This window comes from Aquitalea magnusonii (assembly GCF_003202035.1).
Lineage (GTDB): Bacteria > Pseudomonadota > Gammaproteobacteria > Burkholderiales > Chromobacteriaceae > Aquitalea > Aquitalea magnusonii.
Window position 1 is genome coordinate 15,464 of record NZ_QJKC01000016.1, and the last position, 26,748, is coordinate 42,211.

The following is a 26,748-nucleotide window of genomic DNA, read 5'->3' on the forward strand; positions in this document are numbered from 1 at the left end:
TCAATAACTATGGCACTTTAAATAAATCAATAAGAATTGAGAATGAAATGCAAGAAAGTTCAGAAAAATTAAAACTCGAAAAATTAATTGAAATTGGCATACTACTGAGCGCAGAAAAAGATCGTAATATCTTACTGAACAAAATAATATCATACGCAAAAGAACTCACCAACTGCGAAGCGGGAACACTTTTTCTACGCTCTGAAAATAAAACATTAGTATTTGCTCACCGCACCAATAATCTCTCCTTACCTCAAATAGCCATCCCACTTTATAAAGATAATGGCGAAGAGAATGATGATTTTATTGCCACCTATACTGTGTTACACAAAAAAATAGTTGTGATTGATGACGTCTACCAAGAAAGCAGGTTTGACATGTCATCCACAAAGAATTTCAGTACACATTCTGGGCTAAAGGCTATTTCTTTACTCTCCATACCTCTCATTACCTCCAATGGAAATGCTATTGGTGCCTTACAACTAGTTAATGCCCTTGACGAAAAAAATAACAGTCCCATTCCATTCAACCCATCAATCATTCCTCTTATCAATGCACTAGCGGCACAATCGGCTGTAGCTCTTGAAAATCAACAGCTACTAGAAGAACAAAAGGTATTATTTGACTCGCTAATTAAACTGATTGCCAATGCAATTGATTTTAAAAGTTCGCACACAGGAAATCACTGCCAAAGAGTACCTGAACTGGCAATCGACCTGGCTCACGCATTACAGGAGAATGGGCTAATCAATTTCCAAACTGAAAGTGAGTGGGAAGAGTTCCGTATTGGAGCGTGGCTCCACGACTGTGGCAAGATCACAACGCCAGAGCACATCTTGAACAAAGGAACGAAGCTAGAGTGCATCAATAACCGTATTCATGAAATACGTAATCGATTTGAAATACTGTTACGCGATGCACATATCCAGATGTATCAATCCATGGAGTGCGGCATGGAAAAAGATATGGCTGAGAAAATATTTGACGAGAAAAAATCGAAAATAAAAGAACAATTCGCATTTGTTGCAGCACTTAACAACGGGCAGCATGCTGTCGATCCATCGTCACTCAATAAATTAAATGAAATTGCATCAATTAAATGGACACGTCATCTTGATGATACGCTAGGCTTGTCAAAGGCGGAGCTGGCGCGCAGACCTCGCACATCTGCCACCTCGCTACCCGCAGAGGAAACACTATTATCTGATCAGAGATGGCATATCACAGTTCGCCCTACGGCTCAACATACTTCCTTGCAAAATAAATTCCCTATGGAGATTCCGAAGAATCTGAACAATAGTGGTGAGATATATAACCTATCCATACCATTTGGTACTCTGACAATGGAGGAGCGTTTTACTATTAACGAGCATATACTGCAAAGTATCATGATGCTCGATAATCTGCCCTTCCCTGAACACCTAAAACTGGCGCGACGATATGCGGCTGAACACCATGAGTCACTAAATGGAAAAGGATATCCGTACAGGCTGGATAAAACATCCCTATCAATGCCATCTCGTGCCATTGCCATGGCAGACATTTTTGAAGCACTAACTGCCGCTGATCGACCTTACAAAAAGCAAAATACTCTGAACGAGGCCATCGAAATCTTATTTAGTTTCGTAAGAAAGGAGCACTTAGATGCAAAGATATTCGAGGTTTTTTTAACTTCGGGTGTTTATATCAAATATGCAAAAAAATACATGCCGTCAGTGATGATAGATCATATCGATATCGGGAAATATTTAACACTATTGAAGAATATTGCTTAGATAAAAAACACATTAAATGAGACCGATTCATCCAGCTGGACACAAACGCAGGAGAGTAAATTAGGCTGGCCAAACCATGAATACATAGATATGATCAATATCCGAAACTGGTAAATCGACGTCAGCCCGAGCCGGAGAAAAACGAAGATATACAGTACTGGATGTTTCTCTATAAACTGAGTTAGCACGCCTACGTCCAGACACCAAGCCTTTTGATTGGGCTTTCATGATATGAATACATCAACTACAATCGCAAAATCAGTCCTACACAACAGCTCTCGTCTACGTGTGTAGAAGTACTGAAAAGTGCCAGGAAAACAGGGATTTATGCGATAAATTTCGGAATCCCTCCCTCTCCGCCAGACCAAACACTTAAGCCCTTGAGCAATCAAGGGCTTTTTTGTTGCCTGCCACAGCCATGCAGCCTTCAAGCCAAGCAGGCGGCGCGGGCTGCACACTGCCGCCGCCACGGCCTGTCCGGGCAAGCTCATTCCCCGCCACGCGGCATCACCACGCATCCAGGTCAGACTATTTTGGCCGCACCATCCGTTGCGCAATTTTATTGCGCAAAACCACCAGGAATACACGCATGCATGGCAGGCTGCAGATTGGCACTGCACCGGAGCAAGCATGCACCACCTTGCGGCACGCGCTGCGGTTTACGACGCCGAATGGTTTGTTTTGACCTTCCTGGCCATGGCATATGGTCAGCACAAACTCATTCTCCCCTGCCACATACCGAAGCAGTCTCTGCACTCAGCCGTTCAAGCTGGTCAATTGCAGACCCATCCCAGCCATTCTCTTCATGTGCACCTGCAGCATAAAACCTCAAAAAACCCAAAATGAGACAGAAAATGCCAATACGTTGCACTTTGCCAACATGGTGATTTAATGCAGGCAGCAGCTGATTCATGCAATTTTCTAGTAATAAATACTTAGCAAAGCCTATTTGCCACTCAAATTTCATGTAGTTTAATTACTACACAAGAACACATCAAAATGTAGTGTTTCCGTTACAAAGAATGCGTTTGACCGCAAATAACACAGAAATTAACAATATCCCTGCTTTCTACAGCGCCAGAAGCTGCCAGAAATACTGAGGCGATCTGCCGCACAAGTAGCAAAACAACAAAACGAGACAATTGGAGAAGACAACATGCAAAGCAAGTATATTGCGCTGGCCGTGATGGCCGCCTGCGCCGGTTACGCCCATGCCGATGATGCCGGGGTCACCATTTCCGGTTTTGTCCGTGCCGGCGTGCTGCAGTACAACGGCGCGGCCAACAATGCCTGGGGCTACACCACCAATCCCGCTCCAGTGTCCACCACCAATGTGGCGGGTCGCGGCCAGATCAACTTCAATGGCGAAGAAAATCTGGGCAATGGCTTGAGCGCCATCTTCCAGGTGAATAACCGTTTCTCGCCCACCGGCAGCGGTTACGACGAAATGGGCAAGCAGGCCAATACCTTTGCCAGCGATGACAGCTTTGTCGGCCTGAAGGGCAGCTTCGGTATGATTCGCGCCGGCAAGGGTACCGGCAACGTGGAAGACGGCAAATTTGACTACAGCGTCTGGGCCGGCCCGGACAACCACCTGGGCTGGTACTATGGCGTGACCGGTAACAATATGGTGCGTTACGATCTGCCAGGCGATCTGGGTGGCTTCTACGGCGGGGTGCAATTCTCGACTGATGAAAACAAGACCAGCACCAGCAGTGGCACCAACCATTATTCGGTACTGGCCGGCTTCAGTGGGAGCAACTGGACGGTTTCCGCCAACTACGGCGCATCCAGCAATACCACCAACAGCAATGCCACCAACATCAACCAGCTGGGCAGCAACCGTCAGTTGCACCTGACTGCCAATTACAAGCCGATCGATGCGCTGGAACTGGCGGTGGAATACCAGCGTAACAAGCTGGCTGATGACAGCGTGATCAATGCCACTTCGCTGTACGCCTACTACACCATCGGCAATACGCAGCTGGGCCTGCAAACCGGGGTACGCAAGGACAATTCTCCGGCGCTGGTGCAAGGTACGGAAAAATACGTCAACCTGCTGCTGCACTACAATCTGAGCAAGCACACCATGGCTTATGTCGAGCTGTCACATGACAAGCCGCAAGCCGGTGGCAGCGCCCGCAATGGCGAGCTGATTGGTCTGTCCAAGAGCTTCTAAGTCTTTTCGCAAGTCAGTGACATCCTTCTCAAGCCTGCTTGCGCAGGCTTTTTTTATGTCAACGTCCAGGCTTGCGTTGCCAACACTGCTAGAATTCGGGAGCAAGCAGCGTGGTGTCAGACCGGCTTGCTGGCGCTACAGTCAGCCATCTCCCTGATGAATCGAGCCCGCCATGGTCAGCCGCAAACAGCAACAACATGCCGAACTGGTCAGCAGCGATCCGCGCTGGCAGGATGTGCTGCAACGCAATCACGCGGCAGACGAGTGCTTTGTCTATGGCGTGGCCAGCACTGGCGTGTATTGCCGCGCCAGCTGTCCGGCGCGGCAGCCCAGACCGCACAACGTGCATTTCTTTGCTGATTGCGCGGCGGCCGAGCAAGCCGGCTACCGCCCCTGTCTGCGCTGCACCCCACACCAGCAATCGCCTAGACAGCGCCAGGCCGCGCTGATTGAGGCAGTGTGCAAACGCATCACCGCCGCAGAGCAGCCTCTGGATCTGCAACAGCTGGCAGATGAAGCGGGCATGAGCCGCTATCACTTTCACCGGCTATTCAAGGCCGCCACCGGCCTGACTCCACGCGGCTATGCCATGGCAGCACGCCAGCAAAGGCTGCAACAGCAACTTGGCAGCGCCGCCAGCATCACCCATGCCATCTATGCCGCCGGTTATCAGTCCAGCAGCCGTTTTTATGCCGAAGCCGCGCAAGTGCTCGGTATGACTCCACGCAGCTACCGGGCTGGCGGCAAACAGGCGGTGATGCATTTCGCCATTGGCCAATGCTCACTGGGGGCCATTCTGGTGGCACAAAGCGATAAAGGCATTTGTGCCATCTTGCTGGGGGAACAAGCGGAGCAATTACTGCAGCAGCTGCAGGACCAGTTTCCACAAGCCCAGCTGATCGGCGCCGACCCTGTTTTCGAACAGCAAGTGGCTCTGGTCATCGGTTTGATCGACAATCCGCGCCAGGGCTTGCCGTTGCCGCTGGATATTCGCGGCACGGCGTTTCAGCAGCGTGTATGGCAGGCGCTGCGTGAGATTCCACCAGGACAAACGCTGAGTTATAGCGAGGTGGCAGCACGAATCGGCAGCCCCAGCGCCGTGCGCGCAGTGGCGCAGGCTTGTGCGGCCAATGTGCTGGCCGTGGCCATTCCCTGCCATCGGGTGGTACGCCAGGATGGTCAGCTCTCAGGCTACCGCTGGGGTATCGCGCGCAAACAGGCACTGCTGGATAAGGAGCAATCATGACTACACAGGCAATCCCTCTCCATGGATGATCTGTTTCCGGACAGTCTGCTCAGCCCGCCACGGTTGCTGGCACCGGGCGCCACCCTGCTGGCCGGTCAGGCCCTGGCACAGCAAGATGCCATCTGGCAGGCGGTGGAAAGGGTACTGCAGCAAGCACCCTTGCGCCGCATGCAGACACCCGGCGGCCATACCATGTCGGTGGCCATGAGCAATTGCGGCCAACTGGGCTGGATCAGTGATCAGCGCGGCTATCGCTACAGCGGCCAGGATCCGGCCAGCGGCCTGCCCTGGCCTGCGCTGCCCCCTTTGCTAGCCGATCTGGCTGGGACATGGGCGGCGACCGCCGGCTTTGCCGACTTCCACAGCAACGCCTGCCTGATCAATTGCTATGAGCCGGGTAGCCGCATGTCCTTGCATCAGGACCGGGATGAACGCGATTTCACGCAGCCCATTGTCACCCTGTCGCTGGGATTAGCGGCACGTTTCATGCTGGGAGGGGCGCAGCGTCAGTCAGCCCATCAGAAAATAGTACTGCGCCATGGCGATGTGCTGGTATTTGGTGGCCCGGCCCGCCTGTGCTTTCACGGCATCATGCCACTGGCGGATGGCTGGCACCCGCTGCTGGGCAGCCGGCGCATCAGCCTGACCTTTCGTTGCGCCTGACCACCCATCAAGCCGTGCGCCAGCAAAGTGGAGCAAGTTCAGCCCGACGCGGCGGACGCAGACATGAAAAAACCCGGCCTGGCCGGGTTTGCTGTTTACCTCCTCCGCCACCGAACCATGCAAAGTCCGGGAGGAGACTGACAGGCAGGCATCAAGCCTGATGGCGTTGCAATACCAGGCTGGCGTTACTGCCGCCAAAGGCAAAGGAATTGCTGATGGCCGCCTGCAGGTCCGGAGCCGCCACGCCCTTGCCCAGTACATGTTGCACGCGGCAGTTTTCATCCAGCTGCCGGCAGTTGGCCGTGGGTGGCACTTGCTGATGGTATAGCACCAATGCGGTGATGGCGGTTTCCAAGCCGCCGGTCGCGCCCAGCAAATGACCATGCATGGACTTGGTGGCACTCACTTGCAAGCCTGGGGTATCTTCCCCCCAGATGCTCTGCAAGGCCTGGCATTCGACCACATCCCCCACCTGGGTTGCCGTACCATGGCTATTGCAATAGCCGATCTGTCCGGCGCTCAGGCCAGCATCCGCCAGCGCGGCGCGCATGGTACGCACCTGCCCGCCAACATCCGGTTTGGTGATGTGCGTGGCATCGCTGCGGCAGGCATAGCCATCCAGCGTGGCATAGATACGCGCACCACGCGCCAGCGCAGCGTCCAGCCCTTCCAGAATCAGGAAGGCCGCGCCTTCTGCCAGCACCAGCCCGCTACGCTCCTTGTCATAAGGACGGCAGGCCTGCTCCGGGTGCTCGCCAGCGGTGCTGGCCAGTACCTGCATGGATTGCCAGGCATTGATGATGCCCGGCAGCAACATGGCCTCGGCACCACCGGCGATGGCATGGGTGATTTCACCATGACGGATGGCGCGCATGGCTTCGCCCAGCGCAATGGCGGACGAAGCACAAGCCACCGAATAATTGACCGAGGGGCCGGTAATACCGAAACGCATGCTGATATGCCCTGCCGGGGCATTGGCCATGCTGGCGATGACCGACAGCGGCGATACCCGCGACTTTTCGGCATAAAAGTTATGGAAGCCCTTGTCCAGCGCGCTGCTGCCGCCCATCGCACAGCCGACATACACACCCACTTGCTCCCGCTCTGCGGGCAGCGTCAGCGCGGCATCTTCCAGCGCCAGCGTGGCGGCAGCCACCGCCATCTGGCTGACACGATCCACCCCGGACAGCTGCAAACGGGTAAACCACGGAGCCGGGTCGAATTCGGCGGCGCCGACCACGGCCGGCTTGCAGCCGGTTACCTCTGCATCGAGCAGCCGAATGCCCGACTCACCGGCCATCAGCCGGGAAAAAACCGCCTCTACCTGATTGCCCAGAGGCGAAATCAGGCCTATCCCGGTAATGGCAACGGCAGTCTTCATGCCTTTTCCGCCTTGAAGCGGTCCACCAGATTGGCCAGTTCCTGCAAGTTGGCAACGTGGGCTTCTTCTTCTGGAATGGAAACTTCGAAGTGCTCTTCGATGGCAAACAGCAGTTCGATCTGCCCCAGCGAATCCAGGCCATATTCGCCCAGCGGGCGTTCCGCCTGGACTTCGTCGGCGTTCACACCAAATTTTTCCACAATGACTTGCTTGATCTGCTCGATAGTATTCATCACGCTGCCTTGCCCGCACAGTCAGGCACCTGGACCGTGGCGGGGGTTATTTTTTCATGAGGCGCTATTGTATGCCTGCGCCTGATGGGAATTTATAGTGTTTATTGTCGAGTTTTATGCCGGTTGTTGACAGCGATGCCCCATGTTGAAAAAACATGCATCGTCATCCCCGTCGGCAAGCATACCGGGACCACACTATATTGCTGTTACAAATTGTCGCGCAACAATGTAAAAAGCCAGCACCCGGGCGCTGGCCAGATTGCCCACGCAGTTGCCGTCGCCGCCTCAAACGGCTTCCACGTCGTTGTGGACGTCGCTTTCGCGCAATACTTCCTGCGCCCACACTACCGAATCGATGTAATAACGACAGGCATGTTCCACTTCGAAATTAAGCACTTTGCACAGGGCGTTGATGCGCTGGTCGTCTCCCTGTTCACAGGCCAGAGCCAGTGCCAGGTAGGGACTGAACATGCCTTTGTTCTCCACCACTGCGTCGCGCACCGTGGGCGGCAGCTCCAGCGGGTCCAGCACATCGGGGAAGGGCTGGTTGAGCAATACGTCCAGCAGCGAGAACATGCCGGTCAGAAACAGATGCTCGGCCTCCAGCTTGTTGCCGCGATAGCCCCCCAGCCGCTCCAGGAAACGGGCACGAATCAGTGACTTTTCCAGCAAGGCCAGTGCGGTACCGTCTTCCTTCTTGGCGGTAAACAGCAGCATGGACAGCCATTTGAACAGGGTTTCACGCCCCAGCAACAGCAGGGTTTCCTCGATGGTCTGGACCTTGCGCGCCAGGCCATTCACCGGTGAATTGATGAAGCGCAGCAGCTTGAACAGCAAGACCGAGTCCAGCTTGAACTGCGCCTCGAGTTCACGAGGCTCGGCGTTGGCACGCAACATGCGCATGATCTGCAGGACGCGGGTCTGGTTGCTGTCCACCTTGCCGCTCTCCAGGCTGCGCACCGTGGCGATGAACGGACCGTGGAACAGGGCAAAGCGATTGCTGCCCGGCGCGCGCAGGCAAACATCCAGGTCTTCGGCAGTGCCGACATTGCGTGCCATCCAGCGCGCATTGGGATAGCGGCGCGGCAGCTGGTCCAGGATGGGAGCCAGTACGCGGGTAGAGGGCGCGGAGAAGTCCAGCAGCATGAAATCCATGCGATTGAACAGTTCCGGCTGCAATCGTTCCACCAGGACCTGGGCATCGAAGGCCGCCGGTTCGATGGCAAAACGCAGGCCCTTGATGCGCAGCTCGTCCAGCACCTGCATCACTTCGGCGGTGACCGGCTCGTTCGGGTCCGGTTCCAGCACGAAGATCACGCTCTTGGCCGGCATCTGCAGCAGCAGTGGCTCGGACAGCGAGCTGATGGAAATGTGAACCAGTGCGCGCCGATAGGCCAGCAGGCGGAACACTTCCATGTTTTGCAGCGTGGTCAGCATCAGGCGATCAAAATCCTGATGCTTGCTGCCCTTGGCGGCCGCGCCGGATTTGACGAAAAACTCGTAGGCCACCACACGGTGCTGCCGGTCCATGACCGGCTGGTGGGTGACGAAGCCGAGGGTCGGCGGCAACTGGTCGACCGTTTCCGGCTCTACCACGCGCTTTACCGGCGAAGCTTCCAATTCTTTTTCAACAGCAGCGATTTCGTCGGCCTGACTTTCTTCATTTTTTTTCAGACGACCGGCCAAACCGCCAATCAGGTTTTTCAACATGGTTCGCTCTCTCATGACACCCGGCTGCAGGACGGACAGCCTCTGTGCAGTTTAGTCGATTCGGCCCGGTATTTTTGGAGTATCCACCAGCACATCGCCACATTGGGCGCGGTGGCGCAAGGCATGGTCGATCAGCACCAGTGCCAGCATGGCTTCGGCAATCGGCGTGGCACGAATGCCGACACACGGGTCATGGCGGCCATGGGTTTCCATCATGATGGGATTGCCCTGGCGGTCGATGGAGCGGCGCGGCTGGGCAATGGATGAGGTCGGCTTGATCGCCATCGATACTTCGATATCCTGCCCGGTGGAAATACCCCCCAGAATGCCGCCGGCGTGATTGCTGGCAAAACCTTGCGGTGTCAGCTCGTCGCCATGCTCGCTGCCGCGCTGGCTGACGCTGGCAAAACCGGCGCCGATTTCCACGCCCTTGACGGCATTGATGTTCATCATGGCATAGGCGATGTCGGCATCCAGACGGTCGAATACCGGCTCGCCCCAACCCACCGGCACGTTTTCCGCCACCACGCGCAAGCGGGCGCCCACCGAGTCCAGGCTCTTGCGGATGGAGTCCATGTAGTCCTCCAGCTGCGGCACCACGGCTTCATCGGCGGCGAAGAATGGATTGCTGTTGACCACATCCCAGCTCTTGAAGGGGATTTCCACATTGCCGATCTGGGTCATGTGGCCACGGATCACAATGCCATAACGCTCACGCAGCCACTTTTTGGCAATGGCCCCCGCCGCCACACGCACGGCAGTTTCGCGGGCACTGGAACGGCCACCGCCGCGCGGGTCGCGTACGCCATATTTGTGCCAGTAGGTGTAGTCGGCATGACCGGGACGGAAGGTGTCGGCGATATTGCCGTAGTCCTTGGAGCGCTGGTCGGTATTGCGGATCAGCAGGGCAATCGGCGTACCGGTGGTCTTGCCTTCGTAAACGCCAGAGAGGATTTCCACCGCATCCGGCTCGCGCCGCTGGGTGACATGTCGGCTGGTGCCGGGTTTGCGCCGGTCCAGTTCCTGCTGGATGTCCTCGGCACTGATGGCCAGGCCCGGCGGGCAGCCGTCCACCACGCAGCCGATGGCCGGCCCGTGGCTTTCGCCAAAGGAAGTTACGGTAAACAGCAGCCCCATGGTGTTGCCTGACATCTTGATTCGTCCCTTGTCATTTCATCTGGTTTGGCCTGATTCTAGCACGGCAAAACCCGTCTACGACGACCAAGCGAGTCCGGTCGGACGCCGGCGGAACCAGCCGGTGACCGACAAGCGCTGCTGCGAGGCCGGCAAGACTTCGTGCCAGAAACGGTCAGACAGGAATAACACCAGCGTGCCGGCCTGCGGTGCAACATCCAGCCAGCGGCTGCATTCATCATCCAGGTACAGGCGCATCTGGCCACCGGCATCGGCGGGCCAGTCTTCATTCAGATACAACACGGCGGTCAGGGCGCGGGCGTCATCGTCGCGAAAGCGATCCAGGTGTTTCTTGTAGAAGCTGCCCGGCGGATAAACGGCGAAATGTGATTCCAGATCGTCCAGCCCCAGATAAAAGGCCTGATTCACCGCGTGGCGCACTTGATCGAGGGTGGCAAAATAATGGGCTATGGCCGGCTCGGCATCCTGCGGCTCCAGCCACAATACCGAGTCGGAACGGATTTCACTGCGTCGTCCTTGCTGGTCGGCCCGGCCGACGGCGGCCTCATGAAACCGTCCTTCATTCCACTGCGCCAGACAGCATTGCTGCAGGCGGAGGATGTCTTCGGCACCGAACAGGGTGTGATCGACCACCCAGCCTTGCTCGGCAAGGGTATCAATAATGGCATCCAGCTTGGCTGGGGATAAGTCTGTCACTTGCGTCATGGCGGCATTCTCCACTAGAGGCGGCTGTTCTACCACAGCCGCTTGGCTGGCGGCATGATTTTTGTCAGTGGTTTTCGATAACCTTGTCATGCCGGCCCCGCAGCCAGTCGAGTACCAGTGGGAAATGGTCGGCCGGTGCATCGGGGTGGGTCAGCAAGGATACATGGTCGTAGTCATGCCAGTGTCCGACAGCCCGCCCAAGCAAGCGCAAGCGCGACAAATGCGGGCCGGACTCGTCGCGAAAGCGGCGCACATCGTCGACATGGCCACGGCAGGGATCGTTGCGGGCCGCAAAATACAGGGCGGGTGGCAAGGAGACATGGCGGGCGGCCGCGCCGTAATCGAAGCCGTCATCACTATCCACCCAGGGGCGCAGCTTGGCCCAGCGCTTGCTCTGGCGATGGCTTTTCTCGGTTTCATCGTCCGCCCCCAGGCCAATGCGTCTGGCCGGCAGGTAGCCATAGCAACGGATCAGCCAGCGCGCGACGATATTCCAGATCAGGTCGACCTCCAGCCATTTGCGCAGATTGCGCACGGCGATGCTGCGTTTGCTGCCGAAGTACACCAGGCTGGCCACTTGTGCGGCCAGCTGCGGGTAACGTAACAAGCAACTGCTCATGTGTACGCCTCCCCAGGAATGCGCCATCCAGTGCAGGCGCTGACCGCCCTTGAGCTGGTAGATGGCCGCATGCAGCGCCGGCAGGTCCTGACAAATGATTTCGGTTTGACCATGGCGTGAGCTGGCGTCGATTTTGGGTGTACTGCGGCCACGGCCACGCAAATCGGCCACAAACACATCGTAGCCGGCATCGGCCAGGAAATGGGCCAGCCCCTTGCCGCTGTCGCTGTAGAAAATCCGGCCATCGGCCATGACACCATGCACCAGCAATACCGGTGGTCCGTCTGCCACGCGCCAGATGCGCCGCAGGTACAGCCGCTGCTGCGCGACCTCCACATACATGTCCTGCTGCTGTTTTTCCGCCATTGCTCCCGCCTTGCCAATCCACCAAGCAAACGACCGTATGATTAAGGCAAGTCCGGCTGCAGGTCAATCTTCTATACGCTCGCTCAATGAAAAACGGGCCGCCGTGGCGACCCGTTGTTTCTTCCCGCGTCAGTCTGCTCAGGCATTGAGATTCTTGTAGACAATCTCGTAGACATCGTTGGACAGGGAGGCCGCCAACAGACGCTCCAGTTCGGCCCGCATCAGCGCCTGACGGCCCGGCTCCAGCTTCTTCCAGCGATTGAAGGCGCGCACGATACGGCTGGCCACTTGGGGATTGATGGCATCCAGCGCCAGCACCTGCTCGGCCAGGAAGCGGTAACCGCTACCATCGGCGGCATGGAAGTGCGCCATATTATTGCCAAAGCTGCCAATCAGCGCGCGCGCCTTGTTGGGGTTCTTCAAATTGAATGCCGGATGCTCCATGGCGGCGCGGACATGATCCAGCGTGCCTTCCAGCTGGCTGGAGGCCACCAGCATGAAGAACTTGTCCATGACCAGGGCATCGTGCTGCCAGCGGGCGGCGAAGTCGGTATAGCACTCGTCGCGCTCTTCGCCATCGTGATCGCGCAGCGCCAGCATGGCGCCCATCTGATCCGACATATTGTCCGCTTCCAGCGCCTGCTTGCGGGCGGCTTCGGCCGGCCAGGCCACGTTCAGCCGGGTCAGCATCTGCAAGGCACGGTTTTTCAGATCGCGCCGGCCAGCGTCTTCCGGCTTGTATTCACGGGTCTGGTTCAGGTGATAAGCCTCGTGCCACTCGCCACGCAGCGCCTCGGCCAGGTGGTCGAGCACGAAATCACGTACCTGGTGAATGATGGCCGGATCGGCCTGCTCCACCATTTCCAGCATTTCCGCTTCCGACGGCAAGCCCAGCATCATGGCCTTGAAGGCCGGATCGGCCAGCGGGTCCTTCAATACCGCCCGGAAGGCCGCGACAAAGGTCTCCGGCAGGGTCAGCGCCCTGCCCTGCGCCGCAGCTTCGATCAGCTGGCGGAACAAGCGCTCTGCCAGCTTCTGCCCGGCCTCCCAGCGGCAAAAGCTGTCGCTGTCATTGGCCATGAGGAAGGCCAGCTGCTCATCACGCCAGTCGTATTCCAGCCGGACCGGCGCGGAAAAGCCGCGCAGCAATGACGGCACCGGCTCTTCCGGCACATCGATGAAGACAAATGTCTGGCTAGCCTGTTTGACATCCAGCACTCGCGTACCAAGCTGTGCCTGTTCCTCGCCTTCCAGCTGCAGCGGCAGATCCTTGCCGTCACTACCCACCAGTCCCAGCGCCAGGGGGATGTGCAGCGGCTGTGGTGCGGGTTGGCCGGTGATGGCCCGGCAGGACTGGGTAACGGTCAGTGCATAGCGGCGCGCTGCCGCATCGTAGCGGCTGCTGACTTGCAATAGCGGGGTGCCGGCCTGGCTATACCACAGGGCAAACTGGCCAAGATCGACGCCATTGGCATCGGCCATGGCGGCACGGAAATCGTCGCAGGTGACGGCCTGCCCGTCATGCCGTTTGAAATACAGGTCCATGCCCTTGCGGAAACCGGCCTCCCCCAGCAGGGTATGGTACATGCGGACCACTTCCGCCCCTTTTTCGTACACCGTCATGGTGTAGAAGTTGTTCATCTCGATATAGGATTCGGGACGAATCGGATGCGCCGTGGGGCCGGCATCTTCCGGGAACTGCAAGGCGCGCAGGCTTTTGACATCGTCGATGCGCTTGACCGCACGGCTACCCAGATCCGAGCTGAATTCCTGATCGCGAAATACGGTCAGGCCCTCTTTCAAGGACAGCTGGAACCAGTCGCGGCAGGTCACACGGTTGCCAGTCCAGTTATGGAAATATTCGTGGGCGATGATGGCTTCCACGCGCTGGAATTCCGCATCGGTGCGGGTATCCTTGCGCGCCAGCACGGCCGAGGTATTGAAGATGTTGAGGCCCTTGTTTTCCATGGCCCCCATATTGAAATCGCTGACCGCCACGATCATGTAGATGTCCAGATCGTACTCCAGGCCAAAGCGCTGCTCGTCCCACTTCATGGCGCGCTTGACCGCCCCCATGGCAAAGGCGACCTTGTCCTGATCGGCCGGCTCGGTCCAGATCTCCAGTGCCACAGCGCGTCCGCGCTGGGTGATGAATTTGTCACGCGCAGCCACCAGCTTGCCGGCAACCAGGGCAAACAGGTAGGACGGCTTGCGGTAGGGGTCGACCCATTTCACCCAGTGGCGCTTCTTGTCCAGCACGCCCTCACCCACCTTGTTGCCATTGGACAGCAGCACCGGAAACTTCTGCTTGTCAGCCACGATGGTGGTGGTGAACTTGGCCATCACATCGGGCCGGTCCATATAGAAGGTGATCTTGCGAAAGCCTTCCGGCTCGCACTGGGTAAACAGATTGCCATTGGAAGCATACAAGCCCATCAGGCTGGTATTGCTCGCCGGTTCAAGCTCGGTTTCCACTTCCAGGATAAAGCTGTCGGGTACCGCCGGAATCAGCACCCCGTCGGCCGCCAGCTGATACGCAGAGGGGTCCAGCCGCTCGCCATCCAGCGTCAGGCTGAGCAGCCGGGCCGACCCGTCCAGCCACAGGGCACTGGCCGCCGTGGACTTGTCATTGCGCTTGATCACCAGACGCGAGTGCACACGCGTCTGCGCGTCCTCGATATCAAACTTCAAATCCACCCGGTCCACCAGATAAGGGGGAACGGTATAGTCTTTCAGATAGTTGACTTGAGGCTGCTGCGCCATGTTCTTCTCTCTAATTAGTAGTCGTTGCCGGCTTGATCCGGTCTTGCTCATGAACCGGGCGGGATCGCCGCCCCGGTCCGGTGATGGGTGCACTATCGGGTCACTGATGCATCAGCCTCGCAGCCAGCCGGCGTCCTCAGCCCGCTGCTGCAATCGGCAGCAGGTCCGTGGGGACGCTTGCAAGCTGGCCTCGCGCACCAGCAGCTCATCACGGCGGAACAGATGCAGGGTAACGGTTTCCCCCACGCCATAGCGTGCCAGCATCTTGTCCAGCTCCGTCACTTTCAGGCCATCCAGTGCAATCAGGATATCGCCGCCAGCCAGCCCTGCCTGCTGGGCAGCGCCGCCATCCAGCACGTTGACCAGCCGCAGGCCCAATGGGTCGGCCGCAGTCTTCACACCAAGGCTGGCCCGCGGTTGGCGGTCTGCCGCCACCGGGCCGATGCCACCAGCATCGCCGGCATGATCCGCGTAGTCCCAGCACATGTCCAGCCCTTGCGTTGCCAGCAAATCGGCCAGGGGAAGATCGGCAGTGGAGCGCAAGGCGCTGTCGAAGAAGGCTTGCAAGTCCAGCCCGGTGACCTGCTGGGCAATCTGCTCCCACTCGTCCTCTGCCAGCCCGCGGCCATCGGTCTGCCACTTATGCCACAGCGCACGCATCACGTCATCCAGCGACTGACGGCCGTCGGTCTGCTGACGGATGGTCAGGTCCAGCGCCAGCGCCGCCAGCGACCCCTTGGTGTAGTAGCTGACTATGCTGTTGGGGCTGTTTTCATCTTGCCGGTAATACTTGGTCCAGGCATCAAAGCTGGATTCCTCCAGCGTCTGCTTGAGGCGGCCGGCACCTCGCTCCACCCCGCTGATGGTCTGCGCCAGCAGGCCAAGGTAGCGCTTGCTGTCGATCAGGCCGCAGCGCAGCAGGGTGAGATCATCGTAATAAGAGGTAATGCCTTCGAATGCCCACAGCAGGCGAGTATAGCCCTCGCGGCTAAGGTCGTAGGGGCTGAAGGCGGCGGGTTTTATCCGTTTTACATTCCAGCTGTGGAAGTATTCGTGGCTGATCAGCCCCAGCAGCTTGAGATAGCCATCGGAGATGGCCTGGTCTGCTGTTTGCGGCAGATCGTCACGGTTGGCGACCAGCGCAGTCGAGGCACGATGCTCCAGTCCGCCATAAATATCCTTGCCGACATACAGCATGAAGACATAACGCTCAAAAGGTGCGGGCGTACCAAACAGCTTGATCTGATATTCACAGATCTTCTTGGTGTCACGCGCCAGACGCTTGAGGTCGCCACGGAAACGGCCGGACACCACAAACTGGTGCGGCACGCCGCAAGCCTTGAAGCTGACTGAATGGAAGGCCCCCAGCTCCACCGGGTGATCCAGCAGCTCATCGTAATCGCCAGCACGGTACAGGCCGAAACCATTGCGGTCGGTCTCCACTGCCGGCAGGCTGCTGGCCACTTTCCAGTCGGCAAATGCCTTGCCCTTGGGCGCACGGATTTCCACCGTGCAGGCCACCGACTCATACCCCTCCACGGCCAGGAAAACACTGCTGGCATTGAAGAAGCCACGCTCCTCATCCAGGTAGGCACCGCGCACGGACAGATCATAGGCATAGACCTGATACACCAGCGTCAGGCTGCCAGCCACCGGCTCGGCCTGCCAAGTGTGTTTGTCCAGCTTGCACAGCCCAACCTCTTTGCCAGCACTGCTCGCTTGAATGCTGACGATATGCCGGGAAAACTCACGAATCAGATAACTGCCCGGAATCCACGCCGGCAAAGTGAACACCTGCCCCTTCTTGGCAGGCTTGGCAACTTTGAGCGTAATCTCGAAGCAATGGCTTTGCGGTGAGCACGGACGGATGGAATAGTGAACAGGTGAGGTCATGATCTGCCTGAGGAGGGGGCGAAAACAGCAGATTCTAGCACCGGGGTCATACCGTCGTCGTGGCAGATGGCGATTTGACCTAAGTCAAGGGCTTGCACAGGCATGACAATATAATCCCCAGTAAGCGGCATCAGGTTCAGCACCTGCTGCCAGCTCGCTTGAAATCAAGAAAATGGTGGACGTAAAAATCCCGCGAGCATACTAATCAACTGGCCCGTCATGGGTATTTGCTTTAGAATGCTTCGCTGAATAAATGGGGAAAAAGCGTGTGCCTGACATGATCTGCCAAGTTTTTTTGGCAGCAAATTGTCAGCACGGGTCAAACGCTTTACTAATCTGTAATTGATCAGATTCCCCTGCGGCTTTCCCGCCAACTACAGCTTGGGGCAGTAGGCAGGAAATCAAGTCGCCATGGTTTGTCACGTTCTAAGTTAGCAACCTTGGAGAAAACCCTAAATGGAAACGCAATCCACTTATAACTATAAGGTGGTGCGCCAGTTTGCCATCATGACCGTAGTCTGGGGCATTGTAGGCATGCTGGTGGGCGTCATCATTGCGGCCCAATTGGTGTGGCCGGAGCTCAATTTTGGGCCCTGGTTCCACTTTGGTCGTCTGCGCCCGCTGCACACCAACGCCGTGATTTTCGCCTTTGGCGGTTGCGGCCTGTTTGCCACTTCCTACTACGTCGTGCAGCGCACCTGTAACGTACGACTCATCTCGGACAAGCTGGCCGCCTTTACCTTCTGGGCATGGCAGCTGATCATCGTCCTGGCTGCCATCACCCTGCCGCTGGGTTACACCTTCGGCAAGGAATACGCCGAACTGGAATGGCCGATCAAGCTGATGATCGCCGTGACCTGGGTGGTGTATGCCATCGTGTTCTTCGGCACCATCGCTATCCGCAAGGTCAAGCACATCTATGTAGCCAACTGGTTCTATGGTGCGTTCATCCTGGCGGTAGCCCTGCTGCACATCGTCAACAGCGCCTTCGTACCGGTCTCCCTGACCAAGTCCTACTCCGTGTATGCCGGTGCCGTGGATGCCATGGTGCAATGGTGGTATGGCCATAACGCCGTAGGCTTCTTCCTGACCGCTGCCTTCCTGGGCATGATGTACTACTTCGTGCCGAAGCAGGCTGGCCGTCCGGTTTACTCCTACCGCCTGTCGGTTGTGCACTTCTGGGCACTGATCTTCACCTATATGTGGGCCGGTCCTCACCACTTGCACTACACTGCCCTGCCTGACTGGACCCAGTCGCTGGGCATGGTGTTCTCCCTGGTGCTGCTGGCTCCGAGCTGGGGTGGCATGATCAACGGCATCATGACCCTGTCCGGTGCATGGCACAAACTGCGTACCGATCCGGTACTGAAGTTCCTGGTGGTTTCCCTGTCCTTCTACGGTATGTCCACCTTCGAAGGCCCGATGATGTCCATCAAGACCGTCAACGCCCTGTCGCACTACACTGACTGGACCATCGGTCACGTGCACTCCGGCGCCCTGGGCTGGGTAGGCTTCATCACCATCGGTTCCATGTACTACCTGCTGCCGCGTCTGTTCGGTCGTGAATCCATGCACAGCACCAAGCTGATCGAGGCTCACTTCTGGCTGGCTACCGTGGGCGTGGTGCTGTACATCGCCGCACTGTGGATCTCCGGCGTGACCCAGGGCCTGATGTGGCGTGCCCTGAATGCCGACGGCACCCTGACTTACGCCTTTGTTGAAGCCGTAAAAGCAACGTACCCCTACCACTTCGTACGTTTCCTGGGTGGTACGCTGTACCTGAGCGGTATGCTGCTGATGGCCTACAACACCTTCCGCACCGTAGCTGGTGGCCGCGCTGTTGACGCCAAGATCCCGGCTGTTAACGCATCGGCTCACGCTTAAGCGGATAAAGGTAGAAGAACATGGAAAAGATCCAGAAACTGATTGAAGAACACGTAGGTTATCTCATCGTGTTCACGCTGATCGTGATCAGCTTTGCCGGCCTGGTGGAAATCCTGCCGCTGGCATTCCAGAAGTCCACGACCCAGCCGGTTGCAGGCGTCAAGCCTTATACCGCACTGCAGCTGGCCGGCCGTGACATCTACATCCGTGAAGGCTGCTACAACTGCCACTCCCAGATGATCCGTCCCTTCCGCGCCGAAACCGAGCGTTATGGTCACTACTCCGTTGCGGGCGAGTCGGTGTACGACCACCCCTTCCAGTGGGGCTCCAAGCGTACCGGTCCGGACCTGGCCCGTGTGGGCGGTCGCTATTCCGACGAATGGCACCGTGTTCACCTGACCAATCCGCGTGACGTGGTACCGGAATCCAACATGCCGGCTTTCCCGTGGCTGTCCAAGAACCTGGCTGACGCCGAAATCATGCCGAAGAAAATGGAAGCGCTGCGCAGCGTAGGCGTTCCGTATACCGACAAGGATATCGCCGAAGCCAAGGCTCAGGTCGAAGGCAAGTCGGAAATGGATGCCCTGATTGCATACCTGCAGGGCTTGGGTCTTGCACTGAAGAACGTTCGCTAAGTCATGGACTGGGTAACGATTGGGCGCTCTGCCTTTACCGTAATGTGCTTCACCTTCTTCATTCTGGTGTTGTTCATTGCCTACAGCAGGCGCTCAAAGAACCGGTACGATGAAGCGGCCAATGTGCCCTTTCTCGACGACGACAAGGTGCAGGAGGCCGATAACCATGAGTCGGCTTCTAACGGAGCAAAACAATGAGTGATTTCGTAAGCGATTTCTGGGGCATCTGGATCACGGCCATCGTGGTTGCAGGTTTTGTTGGTCTGTCCCTGCTGTTGTTCACCCAATCCAAGACTACGGTCAACAAGGGTGAGCAGGTCAAGACCATGGGCCACGTGTGGGATGGCGATCTGGAGGAATACAACCATCCGCTGCCGCGCTGGTGGATGCTGATGTTCTACATCACGCTGATCTTCGGTGCCTGCTACCTGGTGCTCTACCCGGGCCTGGGCAAATGGCAAGGCATTCGTGGCTGGACTTCCGTAGGTCAGTACAAGGAAGAACGCGCACAGGCCGAAGCCAAGTATCAGCCGCTGTATGACAAGTACCTGAAAGAAGACCTGAAAACCGTTGCGGCCGATCCCAAGGCACAGGAAATGGGCAAACGCCTGTTCCAGACCTACTGCGTACAGTGCCACGGCTCTGATGCACGCGGTGCCAAGGGCTTCCCCAACCTGGTCAACCACGACTGGCTGTATGGTGGTGATCCCAAGACCATCGAAACCACCATCCTGAATGGTCGTCATGGCCAGATGCCGGCCTGGGGTTCGGTACTGGGTGAAGAGAAGGTCAAGGATGTCGCCAACTACGTGCTGTCGCTGTCGGTACAGAAGAAGAAGTTTGATGCCGAACGCGCCGCACGCGGCAAGGAAACCTTTGCCACCATCTGCGCGGCCTGCCACGGTCCGGATGGCAAGGGCAACCAGCAACTGGGTGCACCGAACCTGACTCACCCGAGCGGAAACTGGCTGTACGGTGGTACTGAAAAGACCATCATCGAGACCATCACCAATGGTCGCAACAACCAGATGCCTGCCTGGAAGGACTTCCTGGGCGATGCCAAGGTTCACTTGCTGGCCGCCTATGTATGGGGTCTGTCCAATAACGCCAAGGCGCAGTAAGCCTTAGCCGACATACTGCCCGCGCAAGCGGGCAGTATGCTTTATGACATTTAGTATATATTTTGATATAATGAAAAGGCTGGCAAGAGGCTTGCGCAAAGTCCATGTTGAGAGTGAACTTTGCGAAATCCTCTTCAGGGAAACACCATGTCTGATTCGCTTAAAGATATACCGGTCAAAGTAGAACACACCCCCCCCTCCCCCAAGGCCGCTCAGGAAACCGTGTCCTTGTACGAGGCACAAAAAAAGATCTACCCGCGTAGCGTCAAGGGGATTTTCAACAACTGGCGCATTCTTTTCGTACTCGGCACCCAGCTCGCCTTCCTTGGTCTGCCGTGGCTGAACTGGAATGGTCGCCAGGCCGTATTCTTCGACATGGTGAACCGCAAGTTTTTCATCTTCGGCCTCACCATCTGGCCGCAGGACTTCGTCTACCTCGCCGCCCTGCTGATGAGCTGCGCCTTTGGCCTGTTTGTGTGGACCACCATTGCCGGCCGCCTGTGGTGCGGCTACTCCTGTCCGCAAACCGTCTACACCGAAATCATGCTGTGGATTGAACAGCTGGTGGAAGGCGACCGCAACAAGCGCATCAAGCTGGACAAGGAGCCGATGAGCTTGCGTAAAGCGCGGCTGAAACTGACCAAGCACGGCCTGATGATTCTGTTCTGCCTGTGGACCGGCTTCTCGCTGGTGGGTTACTTCACCCCCATCCGCGACCTGGTCAAGGCCATGCCCACCTTCGACTATGGCCCGTGGGAAAGCTTCTGGATCTTCTTCTACGCCGGCTTCACCTATCTGCTGGCCGGCTTCATGCGCGAGCAAGTGTGCAAATACATGTGCCCCTATGCCCGCTTCCAGAGCGTGATGTTCGATGCCGACACCCTGATCATTTCCTATGACGAAGCCCGCGGCGAGCCGCGTGGTGCCCGCAAGAAAGGCGTCGACTTCAAACAGCAGGGCCTTGGCTCCTGTGTCAACTGCGGCATCTGCGTCCAGGTCTGCCCGGTTGGCATCGACATCCGCAATGGCTTGCAATATGAGTGCATCGGCTGTGCCGCCTGTATCGACGCCTGCGACGAGGTGATGGACAAGGTGGGCTATCCGCGTGGCCTGATCCGCTACACCACGGAAAACGCACTGGAAGGCAAATACCCGGAAAAGGACATCGTCAAACACCTGCGCCGCCCGCGCGTGATCATGTACACGGTGGTGCTGCTGATCGTGCTGGGTGCCGCACTGGGCTCGCTAGCCATGCGCAAGCCCTTCAAGGTGGACATCCTGCGTGACCGCGCCTCGCTGGTGAAGGAGACCGATGCCGGCCTGCTGGAAAATGCCTACATTATCAAGATCATCAACACCACAGAACGCGATCAGGAGTTTAAAATCTCGGTAGACGGCATGCCCGACCTGAAGCTGGAAAGCGACAGCAAGCACCTGAGGGTGAAGGCAACTGAAACCGAAAGCTTCGGCGTACGCGTGCAGGCCGATCCCCAGGTTGCCACCAAGGGCAGCCACGAGATCCACTTCAAGGTAGAAACCGTCAGCAGTCCGGTTCTGCATGTGGAAGAAAAATCCAGCTTCATCGGAGAGTAAGTCATGCAACTGAGCAGTCCTGTTTCGCGCCCCTGGTATAAAGAGCCCTGGGTGTGGTTTTTGATCAGCTTTCCGCTGGCTGCCGTCATCGTCGGTTCGTTCTACATCACCACCGCCATCAAGACCGATGATGGCCTGGTCACCGACGATTACTACAACAAGGGCAAGGCCATCAATATGGAATTGCGCCGCGATACGGCTGCTGCGGCCATGGGCATTACCGCCCAGGTCATGTTCAGCAGCGATGGCCGCAGCATCACCGTCAACACCACCAGCAAACAGGTGCTGCCGGACGTGCTGACCCTGAAGCTGATTCACCCGGCCCAGGATGACTACGACGTGGCCGCCGACCTGCACAAGATCGCCGCCAATCAGTACAGCGGCAGCTTTGGCAAGGAACTGGTCAAGGCCAACCACTGGTATGCCCAGCTGGAAGACAAAGGCAATCAGTGGCGGGTACAGGCCGAATGGAAGCCGGAGCAAGGCCCGGTGGTGATGCTGGGCAAGCCCAAGCTGGAGGCGGCGGAATGATGGGCCGCAGCACGCGGCGTGGTGTGCTGGCAGCCGGCCTGCTGCTGCTCTTGGCTGGCTGTGCCAGCAAAAGCTACCAGCCGCAGTATCTGAATGGCAAAGTCCTGCTGAAAGAACCCATGTCGCTGCCACTGGCCACCACGCTGGTACGGGTAAGGCTGGTCGATGACAGCACCCAGGCCGATGCACCGGCCCGCCTGCTGGCAGAGCAGACGCTGGAAAAGCCCAAGGCTTTCCCGCTGGACTTTTCCCTGTGCTACGACCAGCATGCCATTCAGACCGGCGGCAACTACAGCGTACAGGCGCAAGTCTTTGTGGATGGAGAGCTGCGCTTGCAAACCCGTGGGCATATCAATGCCTTTTCCCCGGCCGCACCCGAGCTGCAGGTCGAGCTGATCAAGTAAGCGCGCCAGGGGAACAAAAAAATGGCTGCCACTTGGCAGCCATTTTTTATGGCAACAGCGATCAGGCCAGAGGCTTCAGCCTGGCCATGAAATGACGCAGGATGGGCGGTTCATATTCAAAGGTCAGGCCACGCATGCTGGCCGCGCGCTGCCGGACTTCAATCAGGCAGTCGGCGATATAGTCCATGTGGTCGTTGGTATACACCCGACGCGGAATGGTCAGCCGCAACAGTTCCAGCGGCGATGCCTCCTGCTCGCCGGTTTGCGGATTGCGCCCCAGCAGCAGCGAACCGATTTCCACTCCGCGCACCCCACCTTCCAGATACAACTCGCAAGCCAGTACATGTGCCGGAAACTGTGCGGCAGGAATATGCGGCAACAGGCGCTTGGCATCGACAAATACCGCATGGCCGCCAGTCGGATACTGGATGGGCACACCACCTGCGCGCAGCCGTTCGCCCAGATATTCCACCTGGCTGATGCGATAGCTCAGATAAGCCGGGTCCAGCCCCTCTTTCAAACCGATGGCCAGCGCCTCCATATCACGCCCGGCCAGGCCGCCATAGGTGACAAAACCTTCCATCGGCACACAGCGCACCTGCACCGCCCGGCAGAGATCGGCATCATCCTTGAAGCAGCACAAGCCGCCAATATTCACCAGCCCGTCCTTCTTGGCCGACATGGTCAGCATGTCGCCATAACTGAACATTTCCAGCACGATGGCTTCAATGGACTGGCCGGCATAGTCGGGATCGCGCTGGCGGATAAACCAGGCATTTTCGGCAAAGCGCGCCGCATCGATAATCACCGGGATACCGTGCTGGCGTGCCAGTGCACTGGCAGCACGCATATTCGGCATCGACACCGGCTGGCCGCCAGCGCTATTGCAGGTCACGGTAATGATCAGCCCGGCAATATTCTCCGCCCCTTCGCTGGCAATGACCTCGGCCAGCCGCGGCAGGTCGAAATCGCCTTTCCAGTCGTAAGCGGTTTCGGTATCCAGCGCCTGCGGCGTCAGCACATTGATGGCACGGGCGCCGGCAATTTCGACATGCGCCTTGGTGGTATCAAAATGGTAATTGGAAATAAACACTGGCTGACTGCCACGGCAGCGCTTGACCAACTCGGGGAAGAGAATCTGCTCCGCCCCACGGCCCTGATGGGTAGGAATGGTGTGCTGGTAGCCAAACAACTCCCTGACCGTGTCGGCCAGGTGAAAATAATTGCGGCTGCCGGCATAGGCTTCGTCCCCCAGCATCAGACCGGCCCATTGCCGGTCCGACATGGCACCGGTGCCGCTGTCGGTCAGCAGGTCGATATAGACGTCTTCAGCGCGCAGCAGGAAAGGATTCCAGCCTGCTTCAGCCAGCGCGCGGCGGCGGTATTCGGGGGTGGTTTGCTTGATCGGTTCCACCATCTTGATGCGGAACGGTTCAGGAATGCGACGTGCCATGCGTGATACTCCCTGCCCTGGCCGCATGCATAAGCCACAGACGACTACCGCCAGGGCAGTGGGTCTGGACGCAACAAGGCCAAAGCTGTCAATTCAGAATGAAAGAATGAATACAACAGAACGCAGCCGGCGCGGGGCCGCTACGTGGGGAGATCAACGACGGGGAAAGTCGTAGGCGAGCACGATATCGAGGGTAAACCAGTTTTTCGGCAGGCTGCCGTGGTTGGCAGCCGCCCGGTTCAAGCATGCCAACGTGTTCATGAACAAACACCTTAGTAGAAATAAGAGCCGGATGGCCGAATGAGATTACTCCCAGCCATTGCGGTCGGCAAGAAGATTGTCAACCGGCCATGCAGTCAGGCCATCCATCAGGCCGTTACAGGCAAGCCCTCAGCGCACGATCACCGTATCCGGCAGCTCGTTCGCATGTGGTCCATGCGCCGGCGCATGCACGATGAGCAGGGCATGAATGCGCCACAAACCCTGCTGCAAGCCATCCAGATGGGCCCCTGCAGCAAACGACTGCTGCATGCTGGCGCAAATCTCCCGCCAGGCGCTCGCCGGCACCCGGCGGTCTATGCCACGGTCGGCAATGATTTCAATGCGTCGCTCCGCCAGCAGGACATACACCAGCACACCGGTATTGTGCTCGGTATCCCAGACGCGCAGCTGGCCAAACCATTGCAGGGCGCGCTCGCGCGCAGTCATGCCGTGCAGGGCCTGCCGCCAGTCCAGTGCCGACTCCAGCACAAAGCGCAACTGCCCGGCGTGTTCACGCTCGGACAAGGCAATTTGCTGCTCCAGTTGCTGCACACTGGCTTGCGGAAACAATCGCCGCGCCTGCCAGCCGGTGCTGCGCAGGTTATGCCATGCTTTTTTCCAATGCCTCATCACCAGTTCCCCGAAGCGCCACCGCCACCAAAATCGCCACCGCCACCCGACCAGCCGCCGCCACTGCGGCCGCCACCGCCACCGCTGCCCCAGCCACCTCCACCGCCACCACCCAGCACAATGCCGTGGCTGCCCAGCAACAGCGCAAACACCGCGGCCAGCCCGCCGGCCAGCAAGGCCAGCGCCACGCCGCCGCCCAGCCACAAGGTCAGCACGATGGCCACGCAGCCGGCAATAAAGCTCCCGACCAGCCGGCCGAACAAGCGGGTGAGCACGCCACCGCCAAACAGGGCAAAAAAGCCCAGCAAGGGCAGATTGTCCTCAATACTGCCCGTAGCCGGGGCCGTGGCTTTGGGCGCTGGCAGGGCTTCGCCCTTGATCAGGCTCTCGATCTGGCCGACCGCCTGCATGATGCCCTCCAGCCTGTGTCCTGCCTGCAATGCGGGTTTGAGCGTGTCCTGCAGGATGCGCTTTGCCACAGCATCCGGAATCGGCCCTTCCAGCCCGCGCCCTACCAGCAGCTGGGTCTGGTGTGCATTGGCCACGATCAGCAGCAGCACGCCATCGTCCACGCCCTTGCGCCCCAGCTTCCAGCTCTCCATCACGCGGGTGCCGTAATCGAACGGCGTCTCCGGAGCGATGTCGGGCACGATCAGTACGGCCAGCTGACTACCCTGCTGCTGGTGAAAGTCGAGCAAGTGCTGATTGAGCTGCTGCTGCTCGCTGGCACTCAGGAAACCCGCGGTGTCGATCAAGGGCGCGCTTGGTGCCGGCAGCGGCGACTGCGCCAGGGCAAGCCCGGTCAGCAGCATGCTGCACCACCCCAGCAAACGCCGGAACAGGGGCCGCATGCTTATTGTCCGGCCGACGCAGGCTGAGCGAAGCTCACCGCCGGCGCTGCCGCAATGGCTTTCTCGTTCTCCACGCTAAAGTTCGGTCGTGTTTTCAGACCAAAGACCATGGCCGTCAGATTGCCGGGGAAGGTGCGCACCGTGCTGTTATACGACTGGATGGCGTCGATATAGCGTTTGCGCGCCAGGGCGATACGGTTTTCCGTGCCCTCCAGCTGCGCCTGCAAATCACGGAAAGCGCCATCGGCTTTCAGCTGCGGATAGTTTTCCGACACCACCAGCAGGCGCGACAGCGCCGAACCCAGTTGCTGTTGCGCCGCGGCGTAATCCTTCAGCTTTTGCGGATCGGTCGCGGTACTGGCATCCAGCTGGATGCTGCCCACCCGCGAACGTGCCGCCGTCACTTGGGTCAGCACGTCTTTTTCATGGCTGGCGTAGCCTTTCACCGTGTTGACCAGATTGGGGATCAGGTCGGCCCGGCGCTGGTACTGGTTGACGACTTCCGACCAGGCCGCGTTGGCCGCCTCGTCCTGGGTCTGCATGGTGTTGTAGCCGCAGCCGCTCAGGCCGCAGAGCAAGAGCAGGATCAACAGACACTTTTTCAGCATGAAATTCCCTTTCGATTGAAATACTTGCCCAATATCAAACATGGAATATTCGAATAACCTTATAATCATCAACAAGCACGGCAAACCGC

The 26,748-nt window shown here is 57.9% G+C and carries 24 protein-coding genes; 11 read left to right on the plus strand and 13 right to left on the minus strand.

The window, feature by feature from the left end; genetic code table 11:
- The first annotated feature begins 47 nt into the window (after window positions 1-47).
- Window positions 48-1,775 carry an HD domain-containing phosphohydrolase gene (locus DFR38_RS16100; RefSeq protein WP_059285205.1) on the plus strand — a complete coding sequence of 576 codons (1,728 nt, stop codon included), beginning with the start codon at window positions 48-50 and terminating at the stop codon, window positions 1,773-1,775.
- Between the two features lie 718 nt (window positions 1,776-2,493).
- On the opposite strand, the gene DFR38_RS21080 is transcribed toward DFR38_RS16100, so the two are convergent.
- Window positions 2,494-2,688 carry a hypothetical protein gene (locus tag DFR38_RS21080; RefSeq protein ID WP_146215994.1) on the minus strand — a complete coding sequence of 65 codons (195 nt, stop codon included), beginning with the start codon at window positions 2,686-2,688 and terminating at the stop codon, window positions 2,494-2,496.
- A 243-nt stretch (window positions 2,689-2,931) separates the two neighbouring features.
- Here DFR38_RS21080 and DFR38_RS16105 point away from each other — a divergent pair, with 243 nt between their 5' ends.
- From DFR38_RS16105 to alkB, 3 genes are all read left to right on the plus strand, one after another.
- On the plus strand, window positions 2,932-3,954 hold the full coding sequence (locus DFR38_RS16105) for a porin (protein WP_059285207.1): 1,023 nt from the start codon (window positions 2,932-2,934) through the stop codon (window positions 3,952-3,954).
- 172 nt (window positions 3,955-4,126) lie between these two features.
- Entirely contained in the window at window positions 4,127-5,200 is a 1,074-nt protein-coding gene (gene ada, locus DFR38_RS16110; RefSeq protein ID WP_059285208.1) for a bifunctional DNA-binding transcriptional regulator/O6-methylguanine-DNA methyltransferase Ada, read from the plus strand.
- Between the two features lie 21 nt (window positions 5,201-5,221).
- Window positions 5,222-5,863 carry a DNA oxidative demethylase AlkB gene (gene alkB / locus DFR38_RS16115; RefSeq protein ID WP_110313626.1) on the plus strand — a complete coding sequence of 214 codons (642 nt, stop codon included), beginning with the start codon at window positions 5,222-5,224 and terminating at the stop codon, window positions 5,861-5,863.
- 151 nt (window positions 5,864-6,014) lie between these two features.
- Here the strand turns inward: alkB and DFR38_RS16120 are convergent, their stop codons facing one another.
- The 8 genes from DFR38_RS16120 to DFR38_RS16155 form a co-directional block, all read right to left on the minus strand.
- Window positions 6,015-7,244 carry a beta-ketoacyl-[acyl-carrier-protein] synthase family protein gene (locus tag DFR38_RS16120; RefSeq protein WP_059285209.1) on the minus strand — a complete coding sequence of 410 codons (1,230 nt, stop codon included), beginning with the start codon at window positions 7,242-7,244 and terminating at the stop codon, window positions 6,015-6,017.
- Complete coding sequence (locus DFR38_RS16125; RefSeq protein ID WP_059285210.1) at window positions 7,241-7,477, minus strand: acyl carrier protein; 237 nt, start codon at window positions 7,475-7,477, stop codon at window positions 7,241-7,243. The genes DFR38_RS16120 and DFR38_RS16125 overlap by 4 nt, the downstream gene beginning before the upstream one ends.
- Window positions 7,478-7,762: 285 nt before the next feature.
- Window positions 7,763-9,202 (minus strand): EAL and HDOD domain-containing protein, encoded by a 1,440-nt coding sequence (locus DFR38_RS16130; RefSeq protein WP_233170542.1) that lies wholly within the window; start codon window positions 9,200-9,202, stop codon window positions 7,763-7,765.
- 36 nt (window positions 9,203-9,238) lie between these two features.
- Window positions 9,239-10,339, minus strand: a complete 1,101-nt coding sequence (gene aroC, locus DFR38_RS16135) for a chorismate synthase (protein ID WP_059285212.1) — start codon at window positions 10,337-10,339, stop codon at window positions 9,239-9,241.
- 60 nt (window positions 10,340-10,399) lie between these two features.
- The gene (locus DFR38_RS16140) at window positions 10,400-11,047 is read right to left on the minus strand and encodes a 2OG-Fe(II) oxygenase (RefSeq protein WP_059285223.1); all 648 of its coding nucleotides are present in this window, start codon (window positions 11,045-11,047) and stop codon (window positions 10,400-10,402) included.
- Between the two features lie 64 nt (window positions 11,048-11,111).
- Complete coding sequence (locus tag DFR38_RS16145) at window positions 11,112-12,032, minus strand: alpha/beta fold hydrolase (RefSeq protein WP_059285213.1); 921 nt, start codon at window positions 12,030-12,032, stop codon at window positions 11,112-11,114.
- A 138-nt stretch (window positions 12,033-12,170) separates the two neighbouring features.
- The gene (gene pepN, locus DFR38_RS16150) at window positions 12,171-14,795 is read right to left on the minus strand and encodes an aminopeptidase N (RefSeq protein ID WP_059285214.1); all 2,625 of its coding nucleotides are present in this window, start codon (window positions 14,793-14,795) and stop codon (window positions 12,171-12,173) included.
- 111 nt (window positions 14,796-14,906) lie between these two features.
- Window positions 14,907-16,688 (minus strand): M61 family metallopeptidase, encoded by a 1,782-nt coding sequence (locus DFR38_RS16155; protein WP_059285215.1) that lies wholly within the window; start codon window positions 16,686-16,688, stop codon window positions 14,907-14,909.
- Window positions 16,689-17,144: 456 nt separating this feature from the next.
- Here DFR38_RS16155 and ccoN point away from each other — a divergent pair, with 456 nt between their 5' ends.
- From ccoN to DFR38_RS16190, 7 genes are all read left to right on the plus strand, one after another.
- Window positions 17,145-18,572 (plus strand): cytochrome-c oxidase, cbb3-type subunit I, encoded by a 1,428-nt coding sequence (gene ccoN, locus DFR38_RS16160; RefSeq protein ID WP_059285216.1) that lies wholly within the window; start codon window positions 17,145-17,147, stop codon window positions 18,570-18,572.
- Window positions 18,573-18,592: 20 nt separating this feature from the next.
- Entirely contained in the window at window positions 18,593-19,207 is a 615-nt protein-coding gene (gene ccoO / locus DFR38_RS16165; protein ID WP_059285217.1) for a cytochrome-c oxidase, cbb3-type subunit II, read from the plus strand.
- Window positions 19,208-19,210: 3 nt separating this feature from the next.
- Window positions 19,211-19,405, plus strand: coding sequence for a cbb3-type cytochrome oxidase subunit 3 (locus tag DFR38_RS16170; protein WP_045845631.1), 195 nt, complete (start codon window positions 19,211-19,213; stop codon window positions 19,403-19,405).
- Window positions 19,402-20,328, plus strand: a complete 927-nt coding sequence (ccoP, locus tag DFR38_RS16175; RefSeq protein ID WP_059285218.1) for a cytochrome-c oxidase, cbb3-type subunit III — start codon at window positions 19,402-19,404, stop codon at window positions 20,326-20,328. The genes DFR38_RS16170 and ccoP overlap by 4 nt, the downstream gene beginning before the upstream one ends.
- 147 nt (window positions 20,329-20,475) lie before the next feature.
- Window positions 20,476-21,921, plus strand: coding sequence for a cytochrome c oxidase accessory protein CcoG (gene ccoG, locus DFR38_RS16180; protein ID WP_059285219.1), 1,446 nt, complete (start codon window positions 20,476-20,478; stop codon window positions 21,919-21,921).
- 3 nt (window positions 21,922-21,924) lie between these two features.
- Entirely contained in the window at window positions 21,925-22,452 is a 528-nt protein-coding gene (locus DFR38_RS16185; protein WP_059285220.1) for a FixH family protein, read from the plus strand.
- Complete coding sequence (locus DFR38_RS16190) at window positions 22,449-22,856, plus strand: YbaY family lipoprotein (RefSeq protein WP_059285221.1); 408 nt, start codon at window positions 22,449-22,451, stop codon at window positions 22,854-22,856. The genes DFR38_RS16185 and DFR38_RS16190 overlap by 4 nt, the downstream gene beginning before the upstream one ends.
- Window positions 22,857-22,917: 61 nt before the next feature.
- Here the strand turns inward: DFR38_RS16190 and DFR38_RS16195 are convergent, their stop codons facing one another.
- From DFR38_RS16195 to DFR38_RS16210, 4 genes are all read right to left on the minus strand, one after another.
- A complete protein-coding gene (locus tag DFR38_RS16195; RefSeq protein ID WP_110313627.1) occupies window positions 22,918-24,309 on the minus strand; it encodes a tryptophanase in 1,392 nt (463 codons plus the stop codon).
- Between the two features lie 390 nt (window positions 24,310-24,699).
- The gene (locus DFR38_RS16200; RefSeq protein WP_110313628.1) at window positions 24,700-25,200 is read right to left on the minus strand and encodes a TPM domain-containing protein; all 501 of its coding nucleotides are present in this window, start codon (window positions 25,198-25,200) and stop codon (window positions 24,700-24,702) included.
- On the minus strand, window positions 25,200-26,051 hold the full coding sequence (locus tag DFR38_RS16205) for a TPM domain-containing protein (protein ID WP_110313629.1): 852 nt from the start codon (window positions 26,049-26,051) through the stop codon (window positions 25,200-25,202). Before DFR38_RS16205 ends, DFR38_RS16200 begins: the two co-directional genes overlap by 1 nt.
- A gap of 2 nt (window positions 26,052-26,053) precedes the next feature.
- Window positions 26,054-26,659 carry a LemA family protein gene (locus DFR38_RS16210; RefSeq protein ID WP_193394307.1) on the minus strand — a complete coding sequence of 202 codons (606 nt, stop codon included), beginning with the start codon at window positions 26,657-26,659 and terminating at the stop codon, window positions 26,054-26,056.
- Between the last annotated feature and the right edge of the window lie 89 nt (window positions 26,660-26,748).

Bases quoted from the DNA above. Each gene is read 5' to 3' on its own strand.
- alkB (WP_110313626.1), top strand. From the start codon at position 5,222: ATGGATGATCTGTTTCCGGACAGTCTGCTCAGCCCGCCACGGTTGCTG.
- ccoN (WP_059285216.1), top strand. From the start codon at position 17,145: ATGGAAACGCAATCCACTTATAACTATAAGGTGGTGCGCCAGTTTGCC.
- DFR38_RS16195 (WP_110313627.1), bottom strand. From the start codon at position 24,309: ATGGCACGTCGCATTCCTGAACCGTTCCGCATCAAGATGGTGGAACCG.
- DFR38_RS16170 (WP_045845631.1), top strand. From the start codon at position 19,211: ATGGACTGGGTAACGATTGGGCGCTCTGCCTTTACCGTAATGTGCTTC.
- DFR38_RS16190 (WP_059285221.1), top strand. From the start codon at position 22,449: ATGATGGGCCGCAGCACGCGGCGTGGTGTGCTGGCAGCCGGCCTGCTG.
- DFR38_RS16205 (WP_110313629.1), bottom strand. From the start codon at position 26,051: ATGCGGCCCCTGTTCCGGCGTTTGCTGGGGTGGTGCAGCATGCTGCTG.
- ada (WP_059285208.1), top strand. From the start codon at position 4,127: ATGGTCAGCCGCAAACAGCAACAACATGCCGAACTGGTCAGCAGCGAT.
- aroC (WP_059285212.1), bottom strand. From the start codon at position 10,339: ATGTCAGGCAACACCATGGGGCTGCTGTTTACCGTAACTTCCTTTGGC.
- DFR38_RS16210 (WP_193394307.1), bottom strand. From the start codon at position 26,659: ATGCTGAAAAAGTGTCTGTTGATCCTGCTCTTGCTCTGCGGCCTGAGC.
- DFR38_RS16120 (WP_059285209.1), bottom strand. From the start codon at position 7,244: ATGAAGACTGCCGTTGCCATTACCGGGATAGGCCTGATTTCGCCTCTG.
- DFR38_RS16155 (WP_059285215.1), bottom strand. From the start codon at position 16,688: ATGACCTCACCTGTTCACTATTCCATCCGTCCGTGCTCACCGCAAAGC.
- DFR38_RS21080 (WP_146215994.1), bottom strand. From the start codon at position 2,688: ATGAATCAGCTGCTGCCTGCATTAAATCACCATGTTGGCAAAGTGCAA.
- DFR38_RS16140 (WP_059285223.1), bottom strand. From the start codon at position 11,047: ATGACGCAAGTGACAGACTTATCCCCAGCCAAGCTGGATGCCATTATT.
- DFR38_RS16130 (WP_233170542.1), bottom strand. From the start codon at position 9,202: ATGAGAGAGCGAACCATGTTGAAAAACCTGATTGGCGGTTTGGCCGGT.
- DFR38_RS16145 (WP_059285213.1), bottom strand. From the start codon at position 12,032: ATGGCGGAAAAACAGCAGCAGGACATGTATGTGGAGGTCGCGCAGCAG.
- ccoO (WP_059285217.1), top strand. From the start codon at position 18,593: ATGGAAAAGATCCAGAAACTGATTGAAGAACACGTAGGTTATCTCATC.
- ccoP (WP_059285218.1), top strand. From the start codon at position 19,402: ATGAGTGATTTCGTAAGCGATTTCTGGGGCATCTGGATCACGGCCATC.
- DFR38_RS16105 (WP_059285207.1), top strand. From the start codon at position 2,932: ATGCAAAGCAAGTATATTGCGCTGGCCGTGATGGCCGCCTGCGCCGGT.
- ccoG (WP_059285219.1), top strand. From the start codon at position 20,476: ATGTCTGATTCGCTTAAAGATATACCGGTCAAAGTAGAACACACCCCC.
- pepN (WP_059285214.1), bottom strand. From the start codon at position 14,795: ATGGCGCAGCAGCCTCAAGTCAACTATCTGAAAGACTATACCGTTCCC.
- DFR38_RS16100 (WP_059285205.1), top strand. From the start codon at position 48: ATGCAAGAAAGTTCAGAAAAATTAAAACTCGAAAAATTAATTGAAATT.
- DFR38_RS16185 (WP_059285220.1), top strand. From the start codon at position 21,925: ATGCAACTGAGCAGTCCTGTTTCGCGCCCCTGGTATAAAGAGCCCTGG.
- DFR38_RS16200 (WP_110313628.1), bottom strand. From the start codon at position 25,200: ATGAGGCATTGGAAAAAAGCATGGCATAACCTGCGCAGCACCGGCTGG.
- DFR38_RS16125 (WP_059285210.1), bottom strand. From the start codon at position 7,477: ATGAATACTATCGAGCAGATCAAGCAAGTCATTGTGGAAAAATTTGGT.